The 18157-nt window shown below is 72.4% G+C and carries 18 protein-coding genes and 1 pseudogene; 13 read left to right on the top strand and 6 right to left on the bottom strand.

The genetic code is table 11. From position 1 onward, the window contains the following. Positions 1-116 precede the first annotated feature (116 nt). Complete coding sequence (locus tag ACIBK6_RS20215; protein ID WP_399052645.1) at positions 117-1442, bottom strand: histidine kinase dimerization/phospho-acceptor domain-containing protein; 1326 nt, start codon at positions 1440-1442, stop codon at positions 117-119. Positions 1443-1596: 154 nt separating this feature from the next. Between ACIBK6_RS20215 and ACIBK6_RS20210 the strand changes: the two genes are divergently transcribed. The 5 genes from ACIBK6_RS20210 to ACIBK6_RS20190 are packed head-to-tail and all read left to right on the top strand — an operon-like array spanning position 1597 to position 7078. Beyond that, entirely contained in the window at positions 1597-2226 is a 630-nt protein-coding gene (locus ACIBK6_RS20210) for a hypothetical protein (protein ID WP_399052644.1), read from the top strand. A 5-nt stretch (positions 2227-2231) separates the two neighbouring features. After that, positions 2232-2972 carry an ABC transporter ATP-binding protein gene (locus ACIBK6_RS20205; protein ID WP_399052643.1) on the top strand — a complete coding sequence of 247 codons (741 nt, stop codon included), beginning with the start codon at positions 2232-2234 and terminating at the stop codon, positions 2970-2972. Continuing rightward, positions 2959-3660 (top strand): ABC transporter ATP-binding protein, encoded by a 702-nt coding sequence (locus ACIBK6_RS20200; RefSeq protein WP_399052642.1) that lies wholly within the window; start codon positions 2959-2961, stop codon positions 3658-3660. Before ACIBK6_RS20205 ends, ACIBK6_RS20200 begins: the two co-directional genes overlap by 14 nt. Beyond that, positions 3657-6302, top strand: coding sequence for an FtsX-like permease family protein (locus ACIBK6_RS20195; RefSeq protein WP_399052641.1), 2646 nt, complete (start codon positions 3657-3659; stop codon positions 6300-6302). The genes ACIBK6_RS20200 and ACIBK6_RS20195 overlap by 4 nt, the downstream gene beginning before the upstream one ends. A 38-nt stretch (positions 6303-6340) precedes the next feature. Then, entirely contained in the window at positions 6341-7078 is a 738-nt protein-coding gene (locus ACIBK6_RS20190) for a response regulator transcription factor (RefSeq protein WP_399052640.1), read from the top strand. A gap of 104 nt (positions 7079-7182) precedes the next feature. Here ACIBK6_RS20190 and ACIBK6_RS20185 read toward each other — a convergent pair whose 3' ends face one another. After that, on the bottom strand, positions 7183-8013 hold the full coding sequence (locus ACIBK6_RS20185; RefSeq protein ID WP_399052639.1) for a helix-turn-helix transcriptional regulator: 831 nt from the start codon (positions 8011-8013) through the stop codon (positions 7183-7185). A gap of 138 nt (positions 8014-8151) precedes the next feature. On the opposite strand from ACIBK6_RS20185, the gene ACIBK6_RS20180 reads away from it, so the two are divergent. Continuing rightward, positions 8152-9006: an NAD-dependent epimerase/dehydratase family protein gene (locus ACIBK6_RS20180; protein ID WP_399052638.1), complete on the top strand. Its 855-nt coding sequence runs from the start codon at positions 8152-8154 to the stop codon at positions 9004-9006. Positions 9007-9215: 209 nt separating this feature from the next. Here the strand turns inward: ACIBK6_RS20180 and aac(6') are convergent, their stop codons facing one another. Further along, entirely contained in the window at positions 9216-9689 is a 474-nt protein-coding gene (gene aac(6') / locus ACIBK6_RS20175; RefSeq protein ID WP_399052637.1) for an aminoglycoside 6'-N-acetyltransferase, read from the bottom strand. A gap of 288 nt (positions 9690-9977) precedes the next feature. Between aac(6') and ACIBK6_RS20170 the strand changes: the two genes are divergently transcribed. Beyond that, entirely contained in the window at positions 9978-10439 is a 462-nt protein-coding gene (locus ACIBK6_RS20170; protein WP_399052636.1) for a helix-turn-helix domain-containing protein, read from the top strand. After that, positions 10346-10794, top strand: a pseudogene (locus ACIBK6_RS20165) (hypothetical protein). Before ACIBK6_RS20170 ends, ACIBK6_RS20165 begins: the two are co-directional and overlap by 94 nt. A 219-nt stretch (positions 10795-11013) precedes the next feature. On the opposite strand, the gene ACIBK6_RS20160 reads toward ACIBK6_RS20165, so the two are convergent. Further along, positions 11014-11277 carry a hypothetical protein gene (locus tag ACIBK6_RS20160; RefSeq protein WP_399052635.1) on the bottom strand — a complete coding sequence of 88 codons (264 nt, stop codon included), beginning with the start codon at positions 11275-11277 and terminating at the stop codon, positions 11014-11016. Between ACIBK6_RS20160 and ACIBK6_RS20155 the strand changes: the two genes are divergently transcribed. From ACIBK6_RS20155 to ACIBK6_RS20135, 5 genes are all read left to right on the top strand, one after another. Further along, on the top strand, positions 11254-12489 hold the full coding sequence (locus ACIBK6_RS20155) for an alpha/beta hydrolase family protein (protein ID WP_399052634.1): 1236 nt from the start codon (positions 11254-11256) through the stop codon (positions 12487-12489). The genes ACIBK6_RS20160 and ACIBK6_RS20155 overlap by 24 nt on opposite strands. Positions 12490-12783: 294 nt before the next feature. Continuing rightward, positions 12784-12996, top strand: a complete 213-nt coding sequence (locus tag ACIBK6_RS20150; RefSeq protein ID WP_399052633.1) for a hypothetical protein — start codon at positions 12784-12786, stop codon at positions 12994-12996. A 132-nt stretch (positions 12997-13128) separates the two neighbouring features. Further along, a complete protein-coding gene (locus ACIBK6_RS20145) occupies positions 13129-14265 on the top strand; it encodes a bile acid:sodium symporter family protein (protein WP_399052632.1) in 1137 nt (378 codons plus the stop codon). A 209-nt stretch (positions 14266-14474) separates the two neighbouring features. Then, positions 14475-14969: a sigma-70 family RNA polymerase sigma factor gene (locus ACIBK6_RS20140; protein WP_399052631.1), complete on the top strand. Its 495-nt coding sequence runs from the start codon at positions 14475-14477 to the stop codon at positions 14967-14969. Beyond that, a complete protein-coding gene (locus ACIBK6_RS20135) occupies positions 14966-15628 on the top strand; it encodes a hypothetical protein (protein WP_399052630.1) in 663 nt (220 codons plus the stop codon). Before ACIBK6_RS20140 ends, ACIBK6_RS20135 begins: the two co-directional genes overlap by 4 nt. A gap of 92 nt (positions 15629-15720) precedes the next feature. On the opposite strand, the gene ACIBK6_RS20130 is transcribed toward ACIBK6_RS20135, so the two are convergent. Together ACIBK6_RS20130 and ACIBK6_RS20125 are read right to left on the bottom strand one after the other, a co-directional pair. Continuing rightward, positions 15721-17124: an MATE family efflux transporter gene (locus tag ACIBK6_RS20130; RefSeq protein WP_399052629.1), complete on the bottom strand. Its 1404-nt coding sequence runs from the start codon at positions 17122-17124 to the stop codon at positions 15721-15723. A gap of 3 nt (positions 17125-17127) precedes the next feature. Further along, positions 17128-18156 carry a cysteine synthase family protein gene (locus ACIBK6_RS20125; protein ID WP_399052628.1) on the bottom strand — a complete coding sequence of 343 codons (1029 nt, stop codon included), beginning with the start codon at positions 18154-18156 and terminating at the stop codon, positions 17128-17130. Position 18157: the final 1 nt, after the last annotated feature.

Below are 18157 nucleotides of genomic sequence, written 5' to 3'. Positions count from 1 at the left end.
TGGACGTCGGAGGAGTCGGAGACCACGATGGCCCATCGCCCGCTCGGGGGGCGTTGACTGGCGTACGGGCTGCCGCGGAAGACGGCCGCGGACCGGGTCGTGCGGGCGGCGCGTCCTCAGCGACCGCCCTGCCCGGTGTCCTCCTGAGGGCCGGAGTTCCCCCTGTGTACGGGAATCAGCAGGGTGAACACGGTGGGCGCACCACGCGCCAGGAACAGGCGTCCGCCGAGGGAGACGGCGAGGTCGCGGGCGAGGGCCAGGCCGATGCCCGCGCCCGGTCCGCCGCCGAAGTGGCCGCGCTGGAACAGCCGTGCGCCGTCGCCGTCCACGGCGCCCTCGTCGGCGATGTCGAAGGCGAGGGCGTCGTCGAGGTCCCGGACGGTGACGCGCACGGTGCCGCGTCCGTGGACGCGCGCGTTGTCCAGCAGCACACCGAGGATCTCGGTGACCGGACCGCCCGGGACACCTACGTCGTCCGCCACGTCTTGGACGGCGAACTCCACCCGTCTGCCGTCGCGGGCGAGGAGTGCGTGCCACCGCTCCTCGGCCCGTGCCAGCAGCTCACCCACCGGCCGCTCCGGCGCGGCGGGCCGGGGCGGGCCGACGGAACGCGACAGCCGGAGCACCTCCTCCACGGTCTCATGCAGTCTGCGGGTGGCTTCGAGGGCCTCCTGAAGCGCCGGCCGAGCGTCCTCCTGGGCGAGTCCCGCCTCCAGCGTGAGCTGGAGCCCGGTCAGCGGAGTGCGCAGCTGGTGGGAGGCGTTGGCGGTGAAGTTCCGCTCGTGGCGCAGGAGTTCGGACAGGCTGTGCAGCATGTCGTTGTGGGTGCGGGCGACCTGGTCGATCTCGGCGATGGTGCTGGGCCCGGCCCGCGCGGTCAGGTCTCCCTCGGCGACCGCCCGGCAGCGGCGTGAGAGAGCCTCCAAAGGCGCCGCGAGCAGCCGCGCCTGCCGACGGGCGACAAGGACGGCGACGGTGAGCGCGACCACGGCCACGCCGGCCAGGACGGCCCAGCCGGCCAGCACCCGGCCGCGTACATCACCGATGGGGGAGGAGGCGCGGACCACGGCGATGACCTTCTCGGCGTGCGAGACGGGCACGGCGGCGACCAGCTCACCGCCCGACGAGGACCGGGTCACCGTGCCGGACAGGGCCCGCCGGACCGCGTCGTCGCCGGTGCCGGGCCCGGTGCCGGTGTGCAGCCGCAGCCGCGGGTCGTACAGCCCGAGGCGCTGCCCGGACGCGGCCGCCGGAAGCTCCGCGGGATCTCCGGTCGCGTAGTCCGGGTTCACCCGGACGGCGGCGGCCAGCGCCGCCCGTTCCAGCGTGTCCCGCTGGTCGGCGTACAGGGAGGACCTGATGGCCAGGGCCAGGGGCACGGCGAGGAGGACGAGGGCGACCAGGACGGCGGTCAGGGCCACCCGCACCACACGCTGTCTCATGCCCCCATCATGCGGGCCGCCCACCGGGCCGTACGGGACCCGGCACGGGCTTTTGCCGTCGTCTAACCGTCGGCGTGCGGGCCGTTAACCGGCTCCCTCCTAGCGTCTGGAACGTGACCGTCCGGTCCCAGGCATGCACGGGAGGGCAGTGGCCATGACACATGTTCGGACGTCCGCCGTCGTCGGGGTGGTGCTTGTCGCGGCGGTGACCGCCGGGTGTTCCGGCGGCGCATCGCATTCCGCGCCGAGCACGTCATCGACGACGCACGCGAACAGTTCGGCGCCCGGCGGCGGGGCTCCCACGGAGACCAATCCGCCCGGCGACATCCCCGACAACCAGGCGTACGTGGCCTACCAGCCGACCGGCGGCTTCACCGGCTTCACCGTCAAGGTGCCCGAGGGCTGGGCCCGTACGGCGAACGGCACCACGACGGCATTCGCGGACAAGCTCAACCGCGTCCAGATCTCCACCGTGTCCGCCCCGGCAGAGCCCACCGTCGGTTCGGTGACCAACACGGCCGTGCCCCAACTGCGCACCCAGGTACCACAGTTCGCGAACCCCAAGGTGACCACGGTCCAGCGCAAGGCGGGCAGCACCGTGCTGCTGACCTACCAGGGCGACTCCGCCCCGGACCCGGTCACCGGCAAGGTCGTACGGGACGCGTTCGAACGGTACGCCTTCTACCAGCAGGGCCACGAGGTGGACCTCACGCTGTCCGGTCCGGTGAACGCCGACAACGTGGACCCGTGGCGCATCGTCAGCGACTCCTTCGCGTGGCGGTGAGCGGGATGACACCACGGTCGTACGACGACGGCCTCACCGCCCGTGAGCTGTACCGCTTCTTCCGGGCCGGCGAGGAGGAGACGCTCGCGCTGCGCGGGGTGTCACTGCGGGTGGCGCGCGGCGAGACGGTCGCCGTGGTCGGCCCGTCCGGGTCCGGCAAGTCCACGCTGTTGTCCTGTCTGGCCGGGCTCGACGAACCGTCGGGCGGCGACGTGCACGTGGACGGCGTCCGCATCAGCCACCAGCCCGAGACCGAACGCGCCCGCTTGCGGGCCCGGCACATCGGCGTGCTGCTGCAGACCCGCAATCTGCTGCCCCATCTGAGCGTGCGCGACAACGTGCGCCTCGCCCAGAGCGCCGTCCGCGGCCGGCCCGCCGCCTCCGCGGAGGCCCTGCTGGACCAGGTGGGACTCGGGGAACGCAGGCACGCGCTGCCCCGGCAGCTGTCCGGCGGGGAGACGGCACGCGCCGGGCTGGCCGTCGCGCTGGCCAACTCCCCGGCCGTGCTGCTCGCGGACGAGCCGACCGGCGAACTCGACGGCGGCACCGAGCGGCTGGTCCTGCAGATGCTGCGGGACCGAACGGAGGACGGCTGCGCGGTCCTGATCGTCACGCACAGCACGGAGGCGGTACGGATCGCCGACCGGGTGATCAGGCTGGACGACGGGCGGGCGACAGAGGCCACCGAGACCGGAGCCGGGCTCTCCGGCCCGGACGTTGTGGAGGTGCGCCATGTCTCCGGCTGACGTACTGATCGACTGCCAGGAGGCCGCGCTCACCTTCGGCCGGGGCCCGAACGCGGTGGTGGCCGTGCACGGTGCCGGATTGCGGATCCGGGCCGGGGACCGGCTCGCGATCGTCGGGCCCTCGGGGTCGGGCAAGTCCTCGCTGCTGCACCTGCTCGCCGGTCTGGAACAGCCCACCAGCGGCACGGTGACCTGGCCCGGGCTGGCCGGGCCGTGGGACATCGGGCTGGTCTTCCAGGGCGACAGCCTCATCCCGGCGCTCGACGTCGCAGAGAACACCGCGCTGCCTCTGGTGCTCACCGGGACGCCCGACGACCGGGCACGCGAGGCGGCCCTGGCCGCACTCGCCCTGGTCGGTGCGGCCGATCTGGCCGACCGGCTGCCCGAGGAGATCTCCGGCGGCCAGGCCCAACGGGTCGCCTGCGCCCGGGTGTTGACGCAGACACCACGGGTGATCCTGGCCGACGAGCCCACCGGCCGCCTGGACCACGCCACCGGCGGCCGCGTCCTGGACGCGCTGCTGACCGCAGCCGCCGAGACGGGCGCGGCCCTCGTCGTCACCACCCACGACCCGGCGATCGCCGCCCGTCTCACCGTGCGGTGCACCATGCGCGACGGGCGGCTGACATCCAAGGACACCGACCGCGGGGACACGGACCCCGCCCACAGTCTGGGAGACCCCTCGTGATCAGCTCATGGGCGAGCGGCCTCGCCCGCCACCGCACCGGCCGGCTCATCGCTGCCATGACCGGGATCGCACTCGCCGTGGCGCTGGTAGCCGCGCTCGGCTCCTTCCTGACCGCGTCCAAGGCGACCATGACGCAGCGCGCGGTGCGCTCGGTCGCCATGGACTGGCAGGTCGAGGTGCAGCCCGCCGCCGACCCGAACGCGGCGCTGACGCTGGTGCGCAACGCTCCCGGCGTACGGTCGGCCGTCCCGGTCGGCTTCGCGCACACCAGCGGCTTCACCGCCACCGCACAGGGCAGCACCCAGACCACCGGCCCCGGCATGGTCCTCGGCCTCCCCGACGGCTACCGCAACCTGTTCCCCGGCGAGATCCGCTCCCTGACCGGCCGTCCCACCGGCGTACTCCTGGCCCAGCAGACCGCATCCAACCTGCACGCGACCCCCGGCACCACCGTCGGCATCCGGCTGCCGGGCACGACGGGCATCCACCAGGTCCAGGTGGACGGGGTCGTCGACCTCCCGCAGGCCGACTCGCTGTTCCAGAAGGTCGGCGCACCTCCCCAGTCCCAGCCCACCGCGCCGCCCGACAACGTGGTGCTCCTGCCCGCCGCGCAGTTCGCCTCCCTGACCCGCGGTGCCACGGCCGTCACCACACAGATCCACGTCGCCCGCGACGCGGCCCTGCCCCACGACCCCGCCGCCGCGTTCACCTCGGTGACCCGCGCCGCCCACAACCTCGAAGCCAAGGGCGCGGGTTCGGTGGTCGTCGGCGACAACCTGGGCGCCGCGCTCGACTCGGCCCGCCAGGACGCCCTGTACGCACAGATCCTCTTCCTCTTCCTCGGCGTGCCCGGCGCGGTGCTCGCCGCCTCGCTGACCGCCGCCGTCGCGGGCGCCGGCGGTGAACGGCGCCGCCAGGAACAGGCGTTGCTGCGGCTGCGCGGCCTCGGGCCCCGGCGGATCGTGTCCCTGGCGGGCCTGGAGGCGGCACTCGTCGGCGTCGGCGGCGGGCTCGCCGGCCTCGGCATCGCGGCCCTGATGGGCCGACTCGCCTTCGGGGCCGCCTCGTTCGGTGCGAGCGCCGGCACCTGGATCCTCTGGTACGCCGTCGCGTTCGTCCTGGGCATCGTGGTCGCCGCGGGCGCGGTGCTGGTCCCGGCCGTACGCGACCTGCGCACGGTCACCGTCGCCGACACGCGCAGGACCGAGCGGCGCACCGGTTCGCCCTGGTGGATGCGGACCGGCCTGGACTTCATGCTGCTGATCGGCTCGTGGCTGGTCTTCCGCGCCTCGTCCGGCAACCAGTACGCCCTCGTCCTCGCCCCCGAAGGCGTACCCAGCATCTCCGTGTCGTACTGGGCATTCCTGGGTCCCGCTCTGCTGTGGATCGGGGCCGCCCTGCTGCTGTGGCGGCTCACGCTCCTCGCACTCACCCGTGGCCGCCCCGTCCTGGCCCGTCTCGCGCGTCCGCTGACGTCGACGCTGGCGGGGACGACGGCGGCCGTCCTCGCCCGGCGCCGCCGCACCCTGGCCCGCTCGATCGTGCTGCTGGCGCTGGCGGTGTCGTTCGCCATCTCCACATCGGTCTTCAACTCGACCTACAAGCAGCAGGCGGAGGCCGACGCGCGCCTGACCAACGGCGCCGACGTGACGGTCACCGAGCCACCGGGAGCCCAGACCCCGCCGGGTGCGGCCGGTGCGCTGAAGGTCTCCGGCGTCCGCAACGTCGAGCCGCTCCAGCACCGATTCGCCTACGTCGGCTCCGACCTCCAGGACCTCTACGGCATACGCCCGGACACGATCGCCTCCGCGACCTCGCTGCAGGACGCGTACTTCTCCGGCGCCACCGCGAAGCAGCTCATGCAGCGGCTCGCCCAGCGTCCCGACAACCTCCTGGTCAGCGCCGAGACCGTGAACGACTTCCAGCTCTCCCCCGGCGACACCGTCAACCTGCGCATCCAGGACGCGAAGACGAAAGCCCTGCGCACGGTGCCGTTCCACTACGCCGGAATCGTCAAGGAGTTCCCGACCGCGCCGAAGGACAGCTTCTTCGTCGCCAACGCCTCCTACGTGGCGAGGGCGACCGGCAGCGACGCGGCGGGCGCGTTCCTGGTCGACACCGGTGGCAGCAACCAGAAGGCGGTGGCCGCACGGCTGCGGGGGAAGCTGGGCACAACGGCCACCGTCACCGACCTCACCCAGGCCCGGGGCACCGTCGGCACCAGCCTGACCTCGGTCGACCTGGCCGGACTGACCCGCATCGAGCTTGCCTTCGCGGTCCTGCTCGCCGCCGGGGCCGGAGGTCTGGTCCTCGCCCTCGGACTCGCCGAGCGCCGCCGCACCTTCGCGATCACCACCGTGCTCGGCGCCACCCGGCGCCAGCTGCGCGGCATGGTCCTCACCGAGGCGATCGTGCTCACGGCCGGCGGCCTGGCGGGCGGCGCGCTCATCGGCTGGGCGCTGTCCGAGATGCTGGTCAAGGTCCTCACCGGCGTCTTCGACCCGCCCCCGGCCGCGCTCGCAGTCCCGGGCGGCTATCTGACGCTCACCGCGGCCGCCGCCGTGGCCGCCGTCCTCGCCGCCGCCCTCAACGGCGTGCGCCGGGCCAGGCGCCCCGCCGTCGAGGAACTGCGCGACCTGTGAACACACCGAACGGCCCCTCGGCCCGTATGCTGCCGGCCATGCGCACGCCCGCAGCACCGGACCGGGGCCGTTTCGGCGTCCTCGTCGTCGAGGACGACGACACCATCGGACGCCACCTCGAAACCGGACTGCGCAGCAACGGCTACGCGCCCACCTGGAGCCGCACCGGCGCGGGAGCACTCACCGAGGCGGGGCGGGCCTCGTACGACGTACTGCTCCTGGACCTCGGCCTGCCCGACATGGACGGCCTCGACGTCGCCCGCACACTGCGCGCCCGCCTTCCCGACCTCCTGATCATCATCCTCACCGCCCGCACCGACGACATCGACGTCATCGCCGGCCTGGACGCCGGAGCCGACGACTACCTCGTCAAACCCTTCAGCCTGACCGTGCTGCTGGCCAGGCTCCGCGCCCATCTGCGCCGCCGGACCGTGGCCTCCCCGCCGCCGGAACCGGTCGCGCTCGGCGACCTCGTCCTGGACGTGGCAGCCCGTCGCTGCACCCTGCACGGCGCCGACGTCGCCCTGCGCCCCAAGGAGTTCGAACTCCTCGCCCTGCTCGGCCGGCACGCCGGCGAGGCCGTCTCCCGCGAGACCCTCATGGCGGAGGTGTGGGACGAGAACTGGTTCGGCTCCACCAAGACCCTCGACGTCACGATGGCCTGCCTGCGCCGCCGCCTCACCGCCGCGTCGAACTCGTCACCCCGCCCCGCACACCTGCCGCAGATCACCACGCTGCGGGGCCACGGCTACCGGCTGGAGCGGGAGCCCGGGTGACTCGCGGTCAGCAGCACGGCCCCTCGCGGGGCAGGGGCAGGCAGCGATCCAGCCTGGCAGCCGCAGCCTCGCCGGGTGCGGCTTCGAGGATCTCGTGGGCGCTCCTACGGGCTGGGGGTGAGGTCCTGGAGGCCGACGACCCGCAGCAGTTCGAGCCGCTGGTACGTGTCCGTGCCCGGCTGCGCCGAGTGCACGACGAGCTGCTGGCTGTGGCCGTCGCTGAGCAGTACCTCGCAGTCGAGGTCGAGGACGCCGACCACGGGGTGCAGGAAGCGCTTCGGCGACGGGCGTCGCACCACGACGTCGTGGGACTCCCAGAGCTCCTCGAACTCCCTTGACACTGCGCGGAGTTCGGCCACGAGGGCGTCCGGTCCCGGGTCGTCGGGGCGGGCCGCGGTGACTGCCCGCAGGCTCGCCACCTGGGCGCGGGCGTGCTGCTCGTGGTTCTCGGGCGGAAACAGAGCCCGTGCGTTGGGCACCGTGAACGAGCGGCGGATCACATTCGTCCCCGTGTGGTCGCCGGTCAGGGCCACCGACATCGCGTTCTGCGCGAGCACCTCGCCCCAGTCGCTCAGCACCGACGCCGGGAGGTCGTGCAGCCGGTCCAGGATCAGCAGCAGCCCCGGACGGACATGGTCCGAGGAACCGCCGGACCGCGGCGGCTCCTCGCCCGCTAGGTGGAACAGGTGGTCACGCTCCACGTCCGTGAGCCGCAGGGCGCGGGCGAGGGCGGTGAGCATCTGCCGCGACGGGTGGGAGCCGCGGCGCTGTTCCAGGCGCGTGTAGTAGTCCGTCGACATCCCGGTGAGCTGCGCCACCTCCTCGCGGCGCAGGCCCGGGGTGCGGCGCCGCGCACCCGCGCTCAGGCCCACGTCCGAGGGGACCAGGCGGGTGCGGGCGCGGCGCAGGAAGTCGGCGAGTTCGGTTCGGTCCACGGTGTCAGGATCCCCCGGACCTGCACGCGCATCCAGTCCGTATCCAGGGAGCGCCGGTCCCTGGATAACCGCGTCTCTCCCGCCGCGACCGCCGCTCCCGCACGCTTCGGACATGGCTACGACGACGAGGAGGCGGCCATGCTGACATTGGTGACAGGAGCGACGGGCCAGGTCGGACGGCGGTTCGTGCCGCGACTGCTGCGGGGCGCGGCGCCCGGCGACGAGGTGCGGGTCCTGGTGCGGGACGCGGCGCGCGGTGAACGGTTCGCCGGGCTCGGCGCCCAGGTGCTGGTGGGCGATCTGCGCGACGCGGAGGTGCTGGGCAAGGCGACGGCCGGCGTGGACGCGGTGGTGAACGTCGCCGCCGCGTTCCGCGGGGTGGCGGACGAGGAGGCGCGGGCGGTCAACCGGGACGCGGCCGTCGAGCTCGGCCGGGCCGCGGTGGCCTCCGGCGTGCGGCGGTTCGTGCAGGTCAGCACCGGACTCGTGTACGGGGCGGGGCGGGGCAGAGCGCTGGTCGAGGGCGACGAGACGGTGCCGGGCGGTCACTTCTGGGGTGCCTACCCCGAGTCCAAGTGGGAGGCGGAGCGCGCGCTCGGGGCGTTGGACGGCCTCGACGACCTCCGCATCGGACGGCTGCCGTTCGTGTACGGCGACGGGGACCCGCATCTGGCCGACGCGATGGAGTGGGCGCCGGACTGGCCCGCCATGCAGCGCCTGCACATGGGCCACCACCTGGATGTGGCGCAGGGCCTCAAGCGGCTGCTGTACGCGCCTGGTGCGCACGGCGTCTACAACATCGCCGACGACGCCCCGGTCACCACGGTCGACCTCTTCCAGTTCCATGGCCTGCCGGTGCCTCAGGATGCGTACGAGAAGGACGCCCCCGACCCTTGGCACAGCGTGATGTCGACGACCCGCATCCGTCACGAACTCGGCTACCGCCCGCTGATCCCCTCGCTGTGGACAGCGCGGGACGCGGGGGTGCTGTAACCGGCCCGCGGCCGGCGCCCGCACAGAGCCGACCTCCGCCGAGCCTGCCACGGCGAGGCCAACTCCTCGATCAATCCGCCGAGATGTGCGGGGGACACCGCAGAAGGCGGGCTGGGACAGGGCCGCACGGGCCCACTTCGTCATGACACCCGAAGAACCCGTGCGGCTCTTGTCACCTCACGCCCCGAGGCGTTCGGCAGCTGACCGCATCAGGTCAGCTCATCTGCGAGCAGGTCCATCAGCAACCCGTCCTGCCAAGCGCCGGTCCGGTGGTCGCGCCAGTACGCTCGCATGATCCCTACGGGTTTGAACCCGACCTTGCTGTAACTGCGGATTGCCGCGGTGTTGGCCGCGGCGGGATCGATGGTCAGCCGGTGATGACCGCGTTCCCGCACCAGCCACCGGGCCAGCGTGCGCACGGTGTCGGCGCCGAGCCCCTTCCCGTGATGACTCGCCGTCAGGAAGATGTCGATGCCGGCATGGCGGAACTCGGGGTCGGTCTCTTCGTCGAACTGGACAGCTCCGATGACTTCACCCCCGAAAACGACGGCCAGCATGCCCTCATAGCCGTCCGGGGGCGACCACCACGCCGCGACTTCCGGCTCTCTTACGATCCTGTCGAGGACCCCAGAATCGCCATCTGTCGCCGCCCGCAACACGACCTTGTCCCCACGCAGTTCCATGCCCTCATTCTCCCTGAGCCGTGAAGACACCTTCAGAACCAGGTTCCAGGGACGGCAGACGACCTCTTCACCTTCGTACCCAAAGCCTCCCTGCAGGCCGCGAGTCCACCAAGGCCCGATGGCCGCGGGGATCCACGCCCCGCGCACTCATCGCGCCCGCCACTGCAATGATCTTGTGTTCGCTCATGCCTCCACGCTGGCACCGCCGGCTCCGACGTGCGTGCCCCGGCGCTGGGTACCCACGCCAGGGGGCGGCAGCGCGGTGGGGCTCGGCACGACAATGGGCCCATGACTGCTGAGGAGTTGGGCGAGTTCTTGCGGGCCCGCCGCGCCGCGCTGACCCCCGCGGACAGCGGTGTGCCGACCTACGCAACTCCGCGTCGAGTACCGGGCCTGCGTCGCGACGAGGTGGCTCACCTGGCCGGGATCAGCGTGAACTACTACACGCGCCTGGAGCAGGGCGAGAGCCACCAGATGTCGGACTCCGTACTCCAATCCCTGGGCGGCGCACTCCAGTTGACCGTGGACGAGCGGGCCCACCTGCTCCGCCTCGCCCGTCCCGTCCAGGCGCGGCAGACGCGCCGCCCCTACGGCCCGGAGCAGTTGCGTCCGTCCTCGCGCTGGTGGAGAACGCCGTCGACCAGGCGGCGATCGTCGTGGGCCGCTACTTCGACCTGCTGGGTGCGAACCGGCTCGGCTACGCGCTCTACGGGCTGGCGCCCGGTCAACGGCCCAACCTGGCGCAGATGATGTTCCTCGCCCCGGCCATGCTCGACCTGTTCCCGGACTGGCACATCGAGGCGGTCCACACGGCCGCCTACCTGCGCATGGCCACCGGCGACATGCCCGACGACCCCGCGCTCACCGACCTCTTCGGCGAACTCACCAGAGCCCCGAGTTCGCCCGCATCTGGGCCAGCCAGCCCGTCGCCGAATGCGGGCACTCCACCCGCCGATACCACCACCCCCTGGTCGGGCCCCTGGAGCTCCAGGAAAAGAGCCTGAGAGTGTCCGGCGACCCCGGCCAGCGGATCATCTTCCAGAGCGCCATACCCGGAACCGACTCGGCGGATCGCCTCCGCCTCCTCGACACGATCAGCCCCTGACCCGGGCCGGATGCAGATCCCGGCTCATCCAGGGCTTTCCCGTCGACGGCGGGCTCAGCGCCTCCAATGGTCAGCCCCGTATGTTCTGACCACTCACACGGGGATGTGGATTCGGTGGCCGGGGGCTGTCCGGCCAGTCATTGACCGTCACGTGATCGACTCCGGCCGCCGGCTGCTCGGTTTACCGCGGCGGGGCTTCCACTGGGAAATGGATCGGACTCAGCAGGTACTGCGCCCGCTCGGGCTCGGCCGGTTGGCCAGCCTGGGCACGATGGCCGCGCGCAGCTCGCCGATCAGCTCGTCCAGCTCCGCCGGGCTGAGCCAGAGCGCGTGCTGCCGGTAGCCCACTTGGTCGGCCACCGGGTCGGCCTGCTCGCGGTCGAGGTAGGCGTTGAACTCGGCCAGCAGGGCGGTCATTGCGGTGGCGAACGCCCGCCGATGGTCCTCGGGGGTGAGTGAGTGGACCGCCTCGGAGCCGATCACGGCTCGGTCCTGGCGCAGTCGGTAGTGCCGCTCCACCGCGCCTCGCCACCCCTGCGCGCCGCGGTATCCGCCGATGCGCTGCGGCTCGCGTGGGCGACCGAGGCCGCAGGGCGGGGCGGGGTCAGCGCGATCGGGGAGCCGGTGGGCGAGCCAGGCGAGGCCGACCCGGTGCGCGTTCGCATCCCGGTGGCCTGCGCGACCGGCAGCTTCACCGTGGTCACGTCGGTTGGCGGTGACGGCCTGCTGCACGGCCTGCGCTTCGCCCCGGAAGGCGACGCCGAGTGGCAGCCCCCGCAGTATGCGAACCCGGCCCGGTTCACCGAGCGGGAAGTCCTGCTCGGCACCGGCCCGCTCGCGGTGTCCGGCACGCTGAGCCTGCCCGCCGGAACCGGACCGTGGCCCGCCGCCGTACTGCTCAGCGGCGGCGGCGCGTTCGACCGGGACGAGAGCAGCGGCCCCAACAAGCCGCTCAAGGACCTCGCCTGGGGGCTCGCCACCCGACAGGTGGCCGTACTGCGCTTCGACAAGGCGACCTTCGCGCACCCGGACCGGCTCCCATCGGACTTCACCATGGCCGACGAGTACCTGCCGCATGCGCTCGCCGCCGTCCAACTGCTGCGGCAACAGCCCGAGGTGGCTCCGGACCGGATCCACCTGCTCGGCCACAGCATGGGGGGCAAGATGGCGCCCCGAATCGCTGCCGCCGACCCGTCGATCGCGGGGCTGGTGCTGCTCGCCGCGGACGCCCAGCCGATGCACGAGGCAGCCGTCCGGGTGGCCCGCTACCTCGCGGCGCTCGCCCCCGGCCCGGCCACGGACGAGGCGGTGGCGGCGCTGACCCGGCAGGCCGCGCTGGTGGCTGGCTCCGAACTCACGCCTGACACACCGTCGGAACTGCTGCCGTACGGGTTCTCCGCCGCCTACTGGCTCGACCTGCGCGCGTACGACCCGGTGGCCACGGCCGCCGGACTCGCCTGCCCGATGCTGATCCTGCAGGGCGGCCGGGACTACCAGGTAACCGTCGCCGACGACCTGACGCGCTGGCAGGCCGCCCTGGCAGACCGGCCCGAGGTGGCCATCCGGATCCACCAGGACGCCAACCACCTCTTCATCCCCGGCAGCGGCCGCGCCACTCCGGCCGAGTACGCACGACCGGGGCACGTCGAGCCGGCGGTGGTAGACGAGATCGCTACCTGGCTGGCGCGGCGGTAGGGGCGGACGGGCGCGGCGGGACGGGACGAACATGGTGATCCCAGGAACGCCGAGTGGGAGCCCGCGGCTGTTCCTGCGGGTGAGCGCGCCCGCAGACCCCAGGCCCGTCCACCACCCGACGCGATCACCGTCCATCCGGGTGCCGGATACGACTCGGCCGCATCCCGTACGGTGCTCCGCGAACCGGGGCTTCACGGCCGAATCGCAGGCAAGGGGAGCCGGGCGCCGTCGGCTGGTTGCGGTGTCCCGCAGTGGTGTGGTCGACGCTCACCATGCCGTTCCGTCCTCGCGCACTTGCGACCGCGCGCCCTCGCCTACTTCCGCGTCGACCTCACAGGTGTCGAACTGCGTGCGACCGACGCGGAGTTCAGCCTGGGTACGGGCAATGTCGTGGAGCTCCCCGTCAAGGACATCCTGCTGACCGTGACCGTGACCGTGACCGGCCGCCGCCCCGACCCGCACGAGGGCGCCACAGCCCCGGCGCGCCCCACACCGGGAGTCGCTTGAACTGACCGCGGGCCCGCCCCGCCGGTGACGGGACGCCCACCGTTCAGCCGGCCCACATACGACCGGATACGTCGGCCCACATGCGACCGGATACACCGGACACTTCGGACTTGACCGTCTAGGGTGGCCTCCGTGCTGGTTGGTGTGGTGGCGGCTGTGCAGCGGTGGCTGCTGGGGCTGATGCTGGGCTGCTATCTGGTGGCCGGGGTGTTCCCCGGGCCGGGGGAGGCTCTGCGCGGGCTGACACTGCGGCTCCCCGTCGGGGGAGTTGTGCTGAGCCTGCCGATGGTGCTGCTGGCCGTGATGCTCTTCAACGCCGGCCTCGGGGTGCGGGTCGCCGAGCTGAGCGGCGTGCTGCGGCGGCCGCAGCGGCTGGTGCTGGGCATCGCCGTGAACGCGCTGCTGCCGGTCGTCGTGCTGCCCGTGGTCGGGTTGTGTCTGGGGTCCTGGCCCGATGCCGGCGAAGTGGAGAGCCTGCTGGTGGGGCTGGTGCTGGTCCTTGCGATGCCGATCGCGGGGGGCGCCGCGTCCTGGGGGCAGAACGCGGGCGGCAATGTCCCGCTGGCGGTCGCGATGGTGCTCGGCTCAACCCTGCTCAGCCCGCTCACCGTTCCCTTGGGACTGCGGCTGGCGGGGTATCTCGTCGGCCCCGGCGGGACCGGCGGGCTGGACGACACGACCCGGCTGGACGGCCTGGCCGGAACCGGTGCGGGACCGTTCGCGCTGGCTTCGGTGGTGCTGCCGTGCCTGGTGGGGATCGCGGCGCGGGCCCTGCTCGGCGACCGCCGGATCAGCCGCGTCCTGCCGGTGGTCAAGGCGGTCAACGCGGCGAACGTCCTGCTGCTGTGCTACGTCAACGCGGCCGGTGCGCTCGGCCAGGCGCTGGCCCACCCGGACCCGGACCTCCTCGCCCTGGTGCTCGGGGTGTCGGGCATGGTGTGCTGCGCCTCCTTCCTGCTCGGCCGGTGGATGTCGCGCTGGACGCGGTGTGACGTTCCGGACCGGATCTCGCTCACCTTCGCCACCGGGATGAACAACAGCAGTGCGGCGGCCGTGCTGGCCGCGGCCTGGTTCTCGCACCGCCCCGAAGTGCTGCTGCCGATCCTGGCGTACAGCCTGCTGCAGAAGGCCATGGCCGGGGCGGTGGGCAGCCGGTCCGGCCGGAAGGCGGACTCCGGCCCTCGGTCCGGTCCGACGGCTCGCGCCGCACTGGCCGGGGCCGGTCAGGCGGCGAGCATCCTCGGCCCAGCCGGTCGGAGGAGTACCTGATGCCCGGCAGCGCGAAGAAGGAGCCGCCGCCGGCCGGGAGATGGTCATCCGCGCCCACCGCAGCGGCCTCCCCGGAGCTCAGGACGGCTGGGCCCGGACGGGGGTCGGTAGTTCGCTGGGGGTACGCATCCGGCGGAGCTTGCCGGGTGCGGTGACCGGCGGGGCGGTCGGCGGGTAAGCGGATCGCGGCCCCGAAGCGTATGAGGGGTGTGAAGCAGCTGGATTTCAAGGAGTTCTACCGAGCCGACCGGGATGTGTGCCTGCGGGCCGTCCTGGCGAGCGTGGGTGACCGGCAGCTGGCCGAGGATCTGGTGGCCGAAGCCTTCACCCGCGCGTGGACGGGGTGGGCGAAGGTGAGCCGGCATCCGGCACCGCGGGCGTGGGTCGTACGGACCGCGCTCAACACCTGCGTCAGCTGGTGGCGGCGCCGGCGGCGGGAGGTGGCGCTGGCCGCTGACCACGAGGTCTGCGGGCCCGCGGCCACCGATGCCGCCCTTGACCCCGCGCTGCTGAACGCGCTGCGCCGACTGCCGCGGCGACAGCGGGAGGTGGTCGCCTTCCGGGTCTTCCTCGACCTGGACACGGCGGCCACCGCCAAGGGCCTCGGGATCGCACCGGGGACCGTAACCGCCCATCTGGCGCGGGCTGTTGCGGCATTGCGCGGCGAACTCGTATCCGTACCAGAGCAGGAGGACCGGTCATGAGCGATACGGAAACCACCCGGCTACTCGACACCCTCAGGGACTCGCTGGACGACGTGCATCTCGCCACCCCCGTCGAGGAGATCGTCGCCGCGGGGCGCGCGCGCAGGCGGCGGCGCAGGGCCGCGGGGGTGGCCGCGGTCGCCCTCTCCGCGGGCCTGGCGGTCGGGGCCTCGACCCTCGCCAACCCGTCGACCGCGCCACCGGCGGAGGCGACGTCCGGCGTGGGTGTGCACATCCACACGGTCGCGTACACCGTGGACACCCAGCAGGACGGCACGATCCACGCCACCTTCGACAAGCGGCGGTACTTCACCGACCACGCGGGCCTGGAGGCCGCCCTGCGCAAGGCCGGGTTCCCCGTCCTCATCAAGACCGGCGTCTTCTGCAAGGGGCCGAACGACGACGGGAAGCTGACTCCGTCGGGCGAGGGCGCCGGGGTGGACCGCGTGCGGGAGGGCGTACGGGAAGACGACGGGCGGGTCACGTTCGTCTTCAAGCCGGAGAACATGCCGCCGGACACCCAGCTGTTCATCGGCTACCTCGACCCGGCCCAACTGGCCGCCGTGCACGGCAACCCCGGGTCCGTGGAGCGGCTCGTACCCACGAACGCGAAGCTGACATGCGACACGATCGCGCCGCCGGAGCACCTGTACCGGTAGGGCGGTAAGCCTCTGGAGGGGGAGCAGAGGCGAGGGGCGGCCGCTTCGGCGACCGCCCCTTCGTACGGCTCGGGCCGCACGACGTGTACGGCTCAGGCCGCCACGACGGCTGTCCGGGCGTCGGCTCGCGCGGAGAGGGATGCGGAGTAGCGGCGCAGCAGCAGGACGGCGGTGGTGGCGAGCCCGGTGAGGAGGCCGAGCCAGATGCCCACGGCTTCGAGACGCAGGGCGTAGGCGAGGAGCCAGGCCGCGGGGAGGCCGACGGCCCAGTATCCGATGAGGGTGATGCGGAAGCCGCTCCTGGTGTCGTCCAGTCCGCGCAGCAGGCCGACTCCGATGTTCTGGGCGCAGTCGAAGAACTGCAGGAACGCCGTCACGATCAGCAGATGGCTCGCGATCGTGAGGGCCTTGCCGGAGCCGGACTCCAGGAAGGGGGCCAACACGAGCTTGGGCAGGGTGAGATAGAGGATGCCGACGACGGCCATGACGGCACCGGCGCAGGCGAGCGCGGTGTTCTTGATGCGTCGGGCGTCGTCGTAGCGGCCCAGTGCCAGTTCGCGGCTGACGTTGATCGAGGCGGCGTGGGAGAGGCCGACGGCGACCTGGAAGACGATGTAGACGAGTTGGTTGACGGCTGTGTGCGCGGCCAGCGCGGCAGGCCCGAAGGAGCCTGCCATCAGAGCGGTGATGGAGAAGAATCCCGCTTCGGAACCGTACGTGGCGGCGATCGGGATCCCCAGGCCCAGCAGCCGCTTGAGTACAGCCGGATCGGCCTTCAGAAGGCCCAGGGACAGCAGCGGGGCCAGCGTCTTGTCCTTCTTCGCCGACAGGTGGAGGGCGATGAAGGTCAGGAGGTACACACTGGAGGTGGCGATGCCGATACCGGTCAGGCCCATGCGGGGCAGGCCCCAAGTGCCGTGGATGAGAAGCCAGTTGAGTCCGGCGTTGACCGCGACGGAGGCGATGGTGATCCGGAGCAGGGCCTGGGGGCGCCGCATGCCGACGGTGAACTGGCGGATCACCTGGAACCAGAGACAGGGCAGCAGGCCGGGCGCCAACGCGAGGATCATGGTCTGGGCCCGGTCGGCTACGTCTGTGTCCTGGCCCAGCCAGGGCAGCGCCTGCCCGATGAGGATCATGAGGACGGCGCCGGCGATGCCCGCGAGGGTGGCGAGCGCCATGCTGGCGCGGACGATGCCGCGCACCTCCTCCCGGCCCTGCTCGGTGCCCTCGTCGTCCTGGGCGGCCTCCTGCTCCGCGCGGGCTCCGGCGGCGGCTATCTGGTTGCCGACGGAAGTGACCAGGCCGACACCCATGGTGCGCAGCTGGTTGAAGATGACGATGGCGAGGCCGCCGGCCGCCAGTTCCGCCGTGCCGAGGAAGCCCATCATGACGGTGTCGGTGGTGGTCAGGGCGACCTGGGCGAGCTGGGTGAGGATCAGCGGGACCGCGAGGGTGGCGAGGGCCCGGCTGTCGCGGAGGAGGGTGGTGAGCATCGGTTATCGGTTCCTGCGGAGCTTGGTGAGGAGTTCGTCGACTTCCCGTTCCGCGTCGGGGTCGAGGAGACCGCGGGCCCGCATCCAGTCGTCGCTGAACACGGTGTCCATGTACTTCTCCCCGCCGTCGTTGATCAGGGCGACCATAGTCGTCCCCGGCGGCAGCGAAGGCAGGCGGGTCAGCGCCTCATGGACCACGCCACCGGCGGAGCCTCCGATGAGCAGTCCGGTCCGGGCAACGGCCCGGCAGGTCGCGAACGCCTCGACGTCGCCGACCTTCACACCCTCGTCTATCAGGTCGAAGTCCACCAGGGCGCCGAGCTCGGCGCCCTCGGGGGTGCCGGTGCCGGACTGGTAGTAGTCGTGGGCCGGACCGCCGAAGGCGATCGACCCCTTGGGCTCGACCCCGACGGTGGAGAACTGCGGTATGAGGGTGCGCAGTTCGCGGGCGGTGCCGCACAGTCCGCCGCCGGTGCCGACGGCGCCGACGAGGATGTCGAGCTTCCCGTCGAGGGCCGCGTTCAGTTCGTGGGCGACGGGGAAGTAGCCGACACCGTTGGCGGGGTTGTTGTGCTGCTCGGTGAAGATGGTGTTGTCCTGGCCGCGGGCCATCTCCTCGGCGAGTTCCTCACGGGCGGCGGTGGCCAGTTCCTCGGTGCCGTCGTCCACGACATAGACCAGCTCGGTGCCCAGCGCCTTCATGGCGCGGAGTTTGTCGGCGGCGGCGTGGTGGTCGACCACCGCGGTGAAGGTGTAGCCGCGCTCGGCGGCGATCACGGCGAGGCCGAGTCCGGTGTTGCCGGAGGTGGATTCGATGATCCGCCCGCCGGGCCGCAACGCGCCGGACTGCTCCGCGGCATCGATCATCGCGCGGGCCATGCGTATCTTCGCGGTGCCGGTGGGGTTGAACATCTCCAGCTTCAGCAGCAGGCGGCTGCCGGTCTCCGTGGTGGCGAGCTCCAGCAGCGGGGTGCAGCCGATGAGTTCGGACATCTGGGAGACCACGGCTGGGCGGGCGAGGGCCGCGTTCATG

The organism is Streptomyces sp. NPDC050485, assembly GCF_044458185.1.
Taxonomy (GTDB): domain Bacteria; phylum Actinomycetota; class Actinomycetes; order Streptomycetales; family Streptomycetaceae; genus Streptomyces.
Note: the sequence above shows the minus strand (reverse complement) of the source record. Positions and strands in the feature narration are given on the sequence as shown.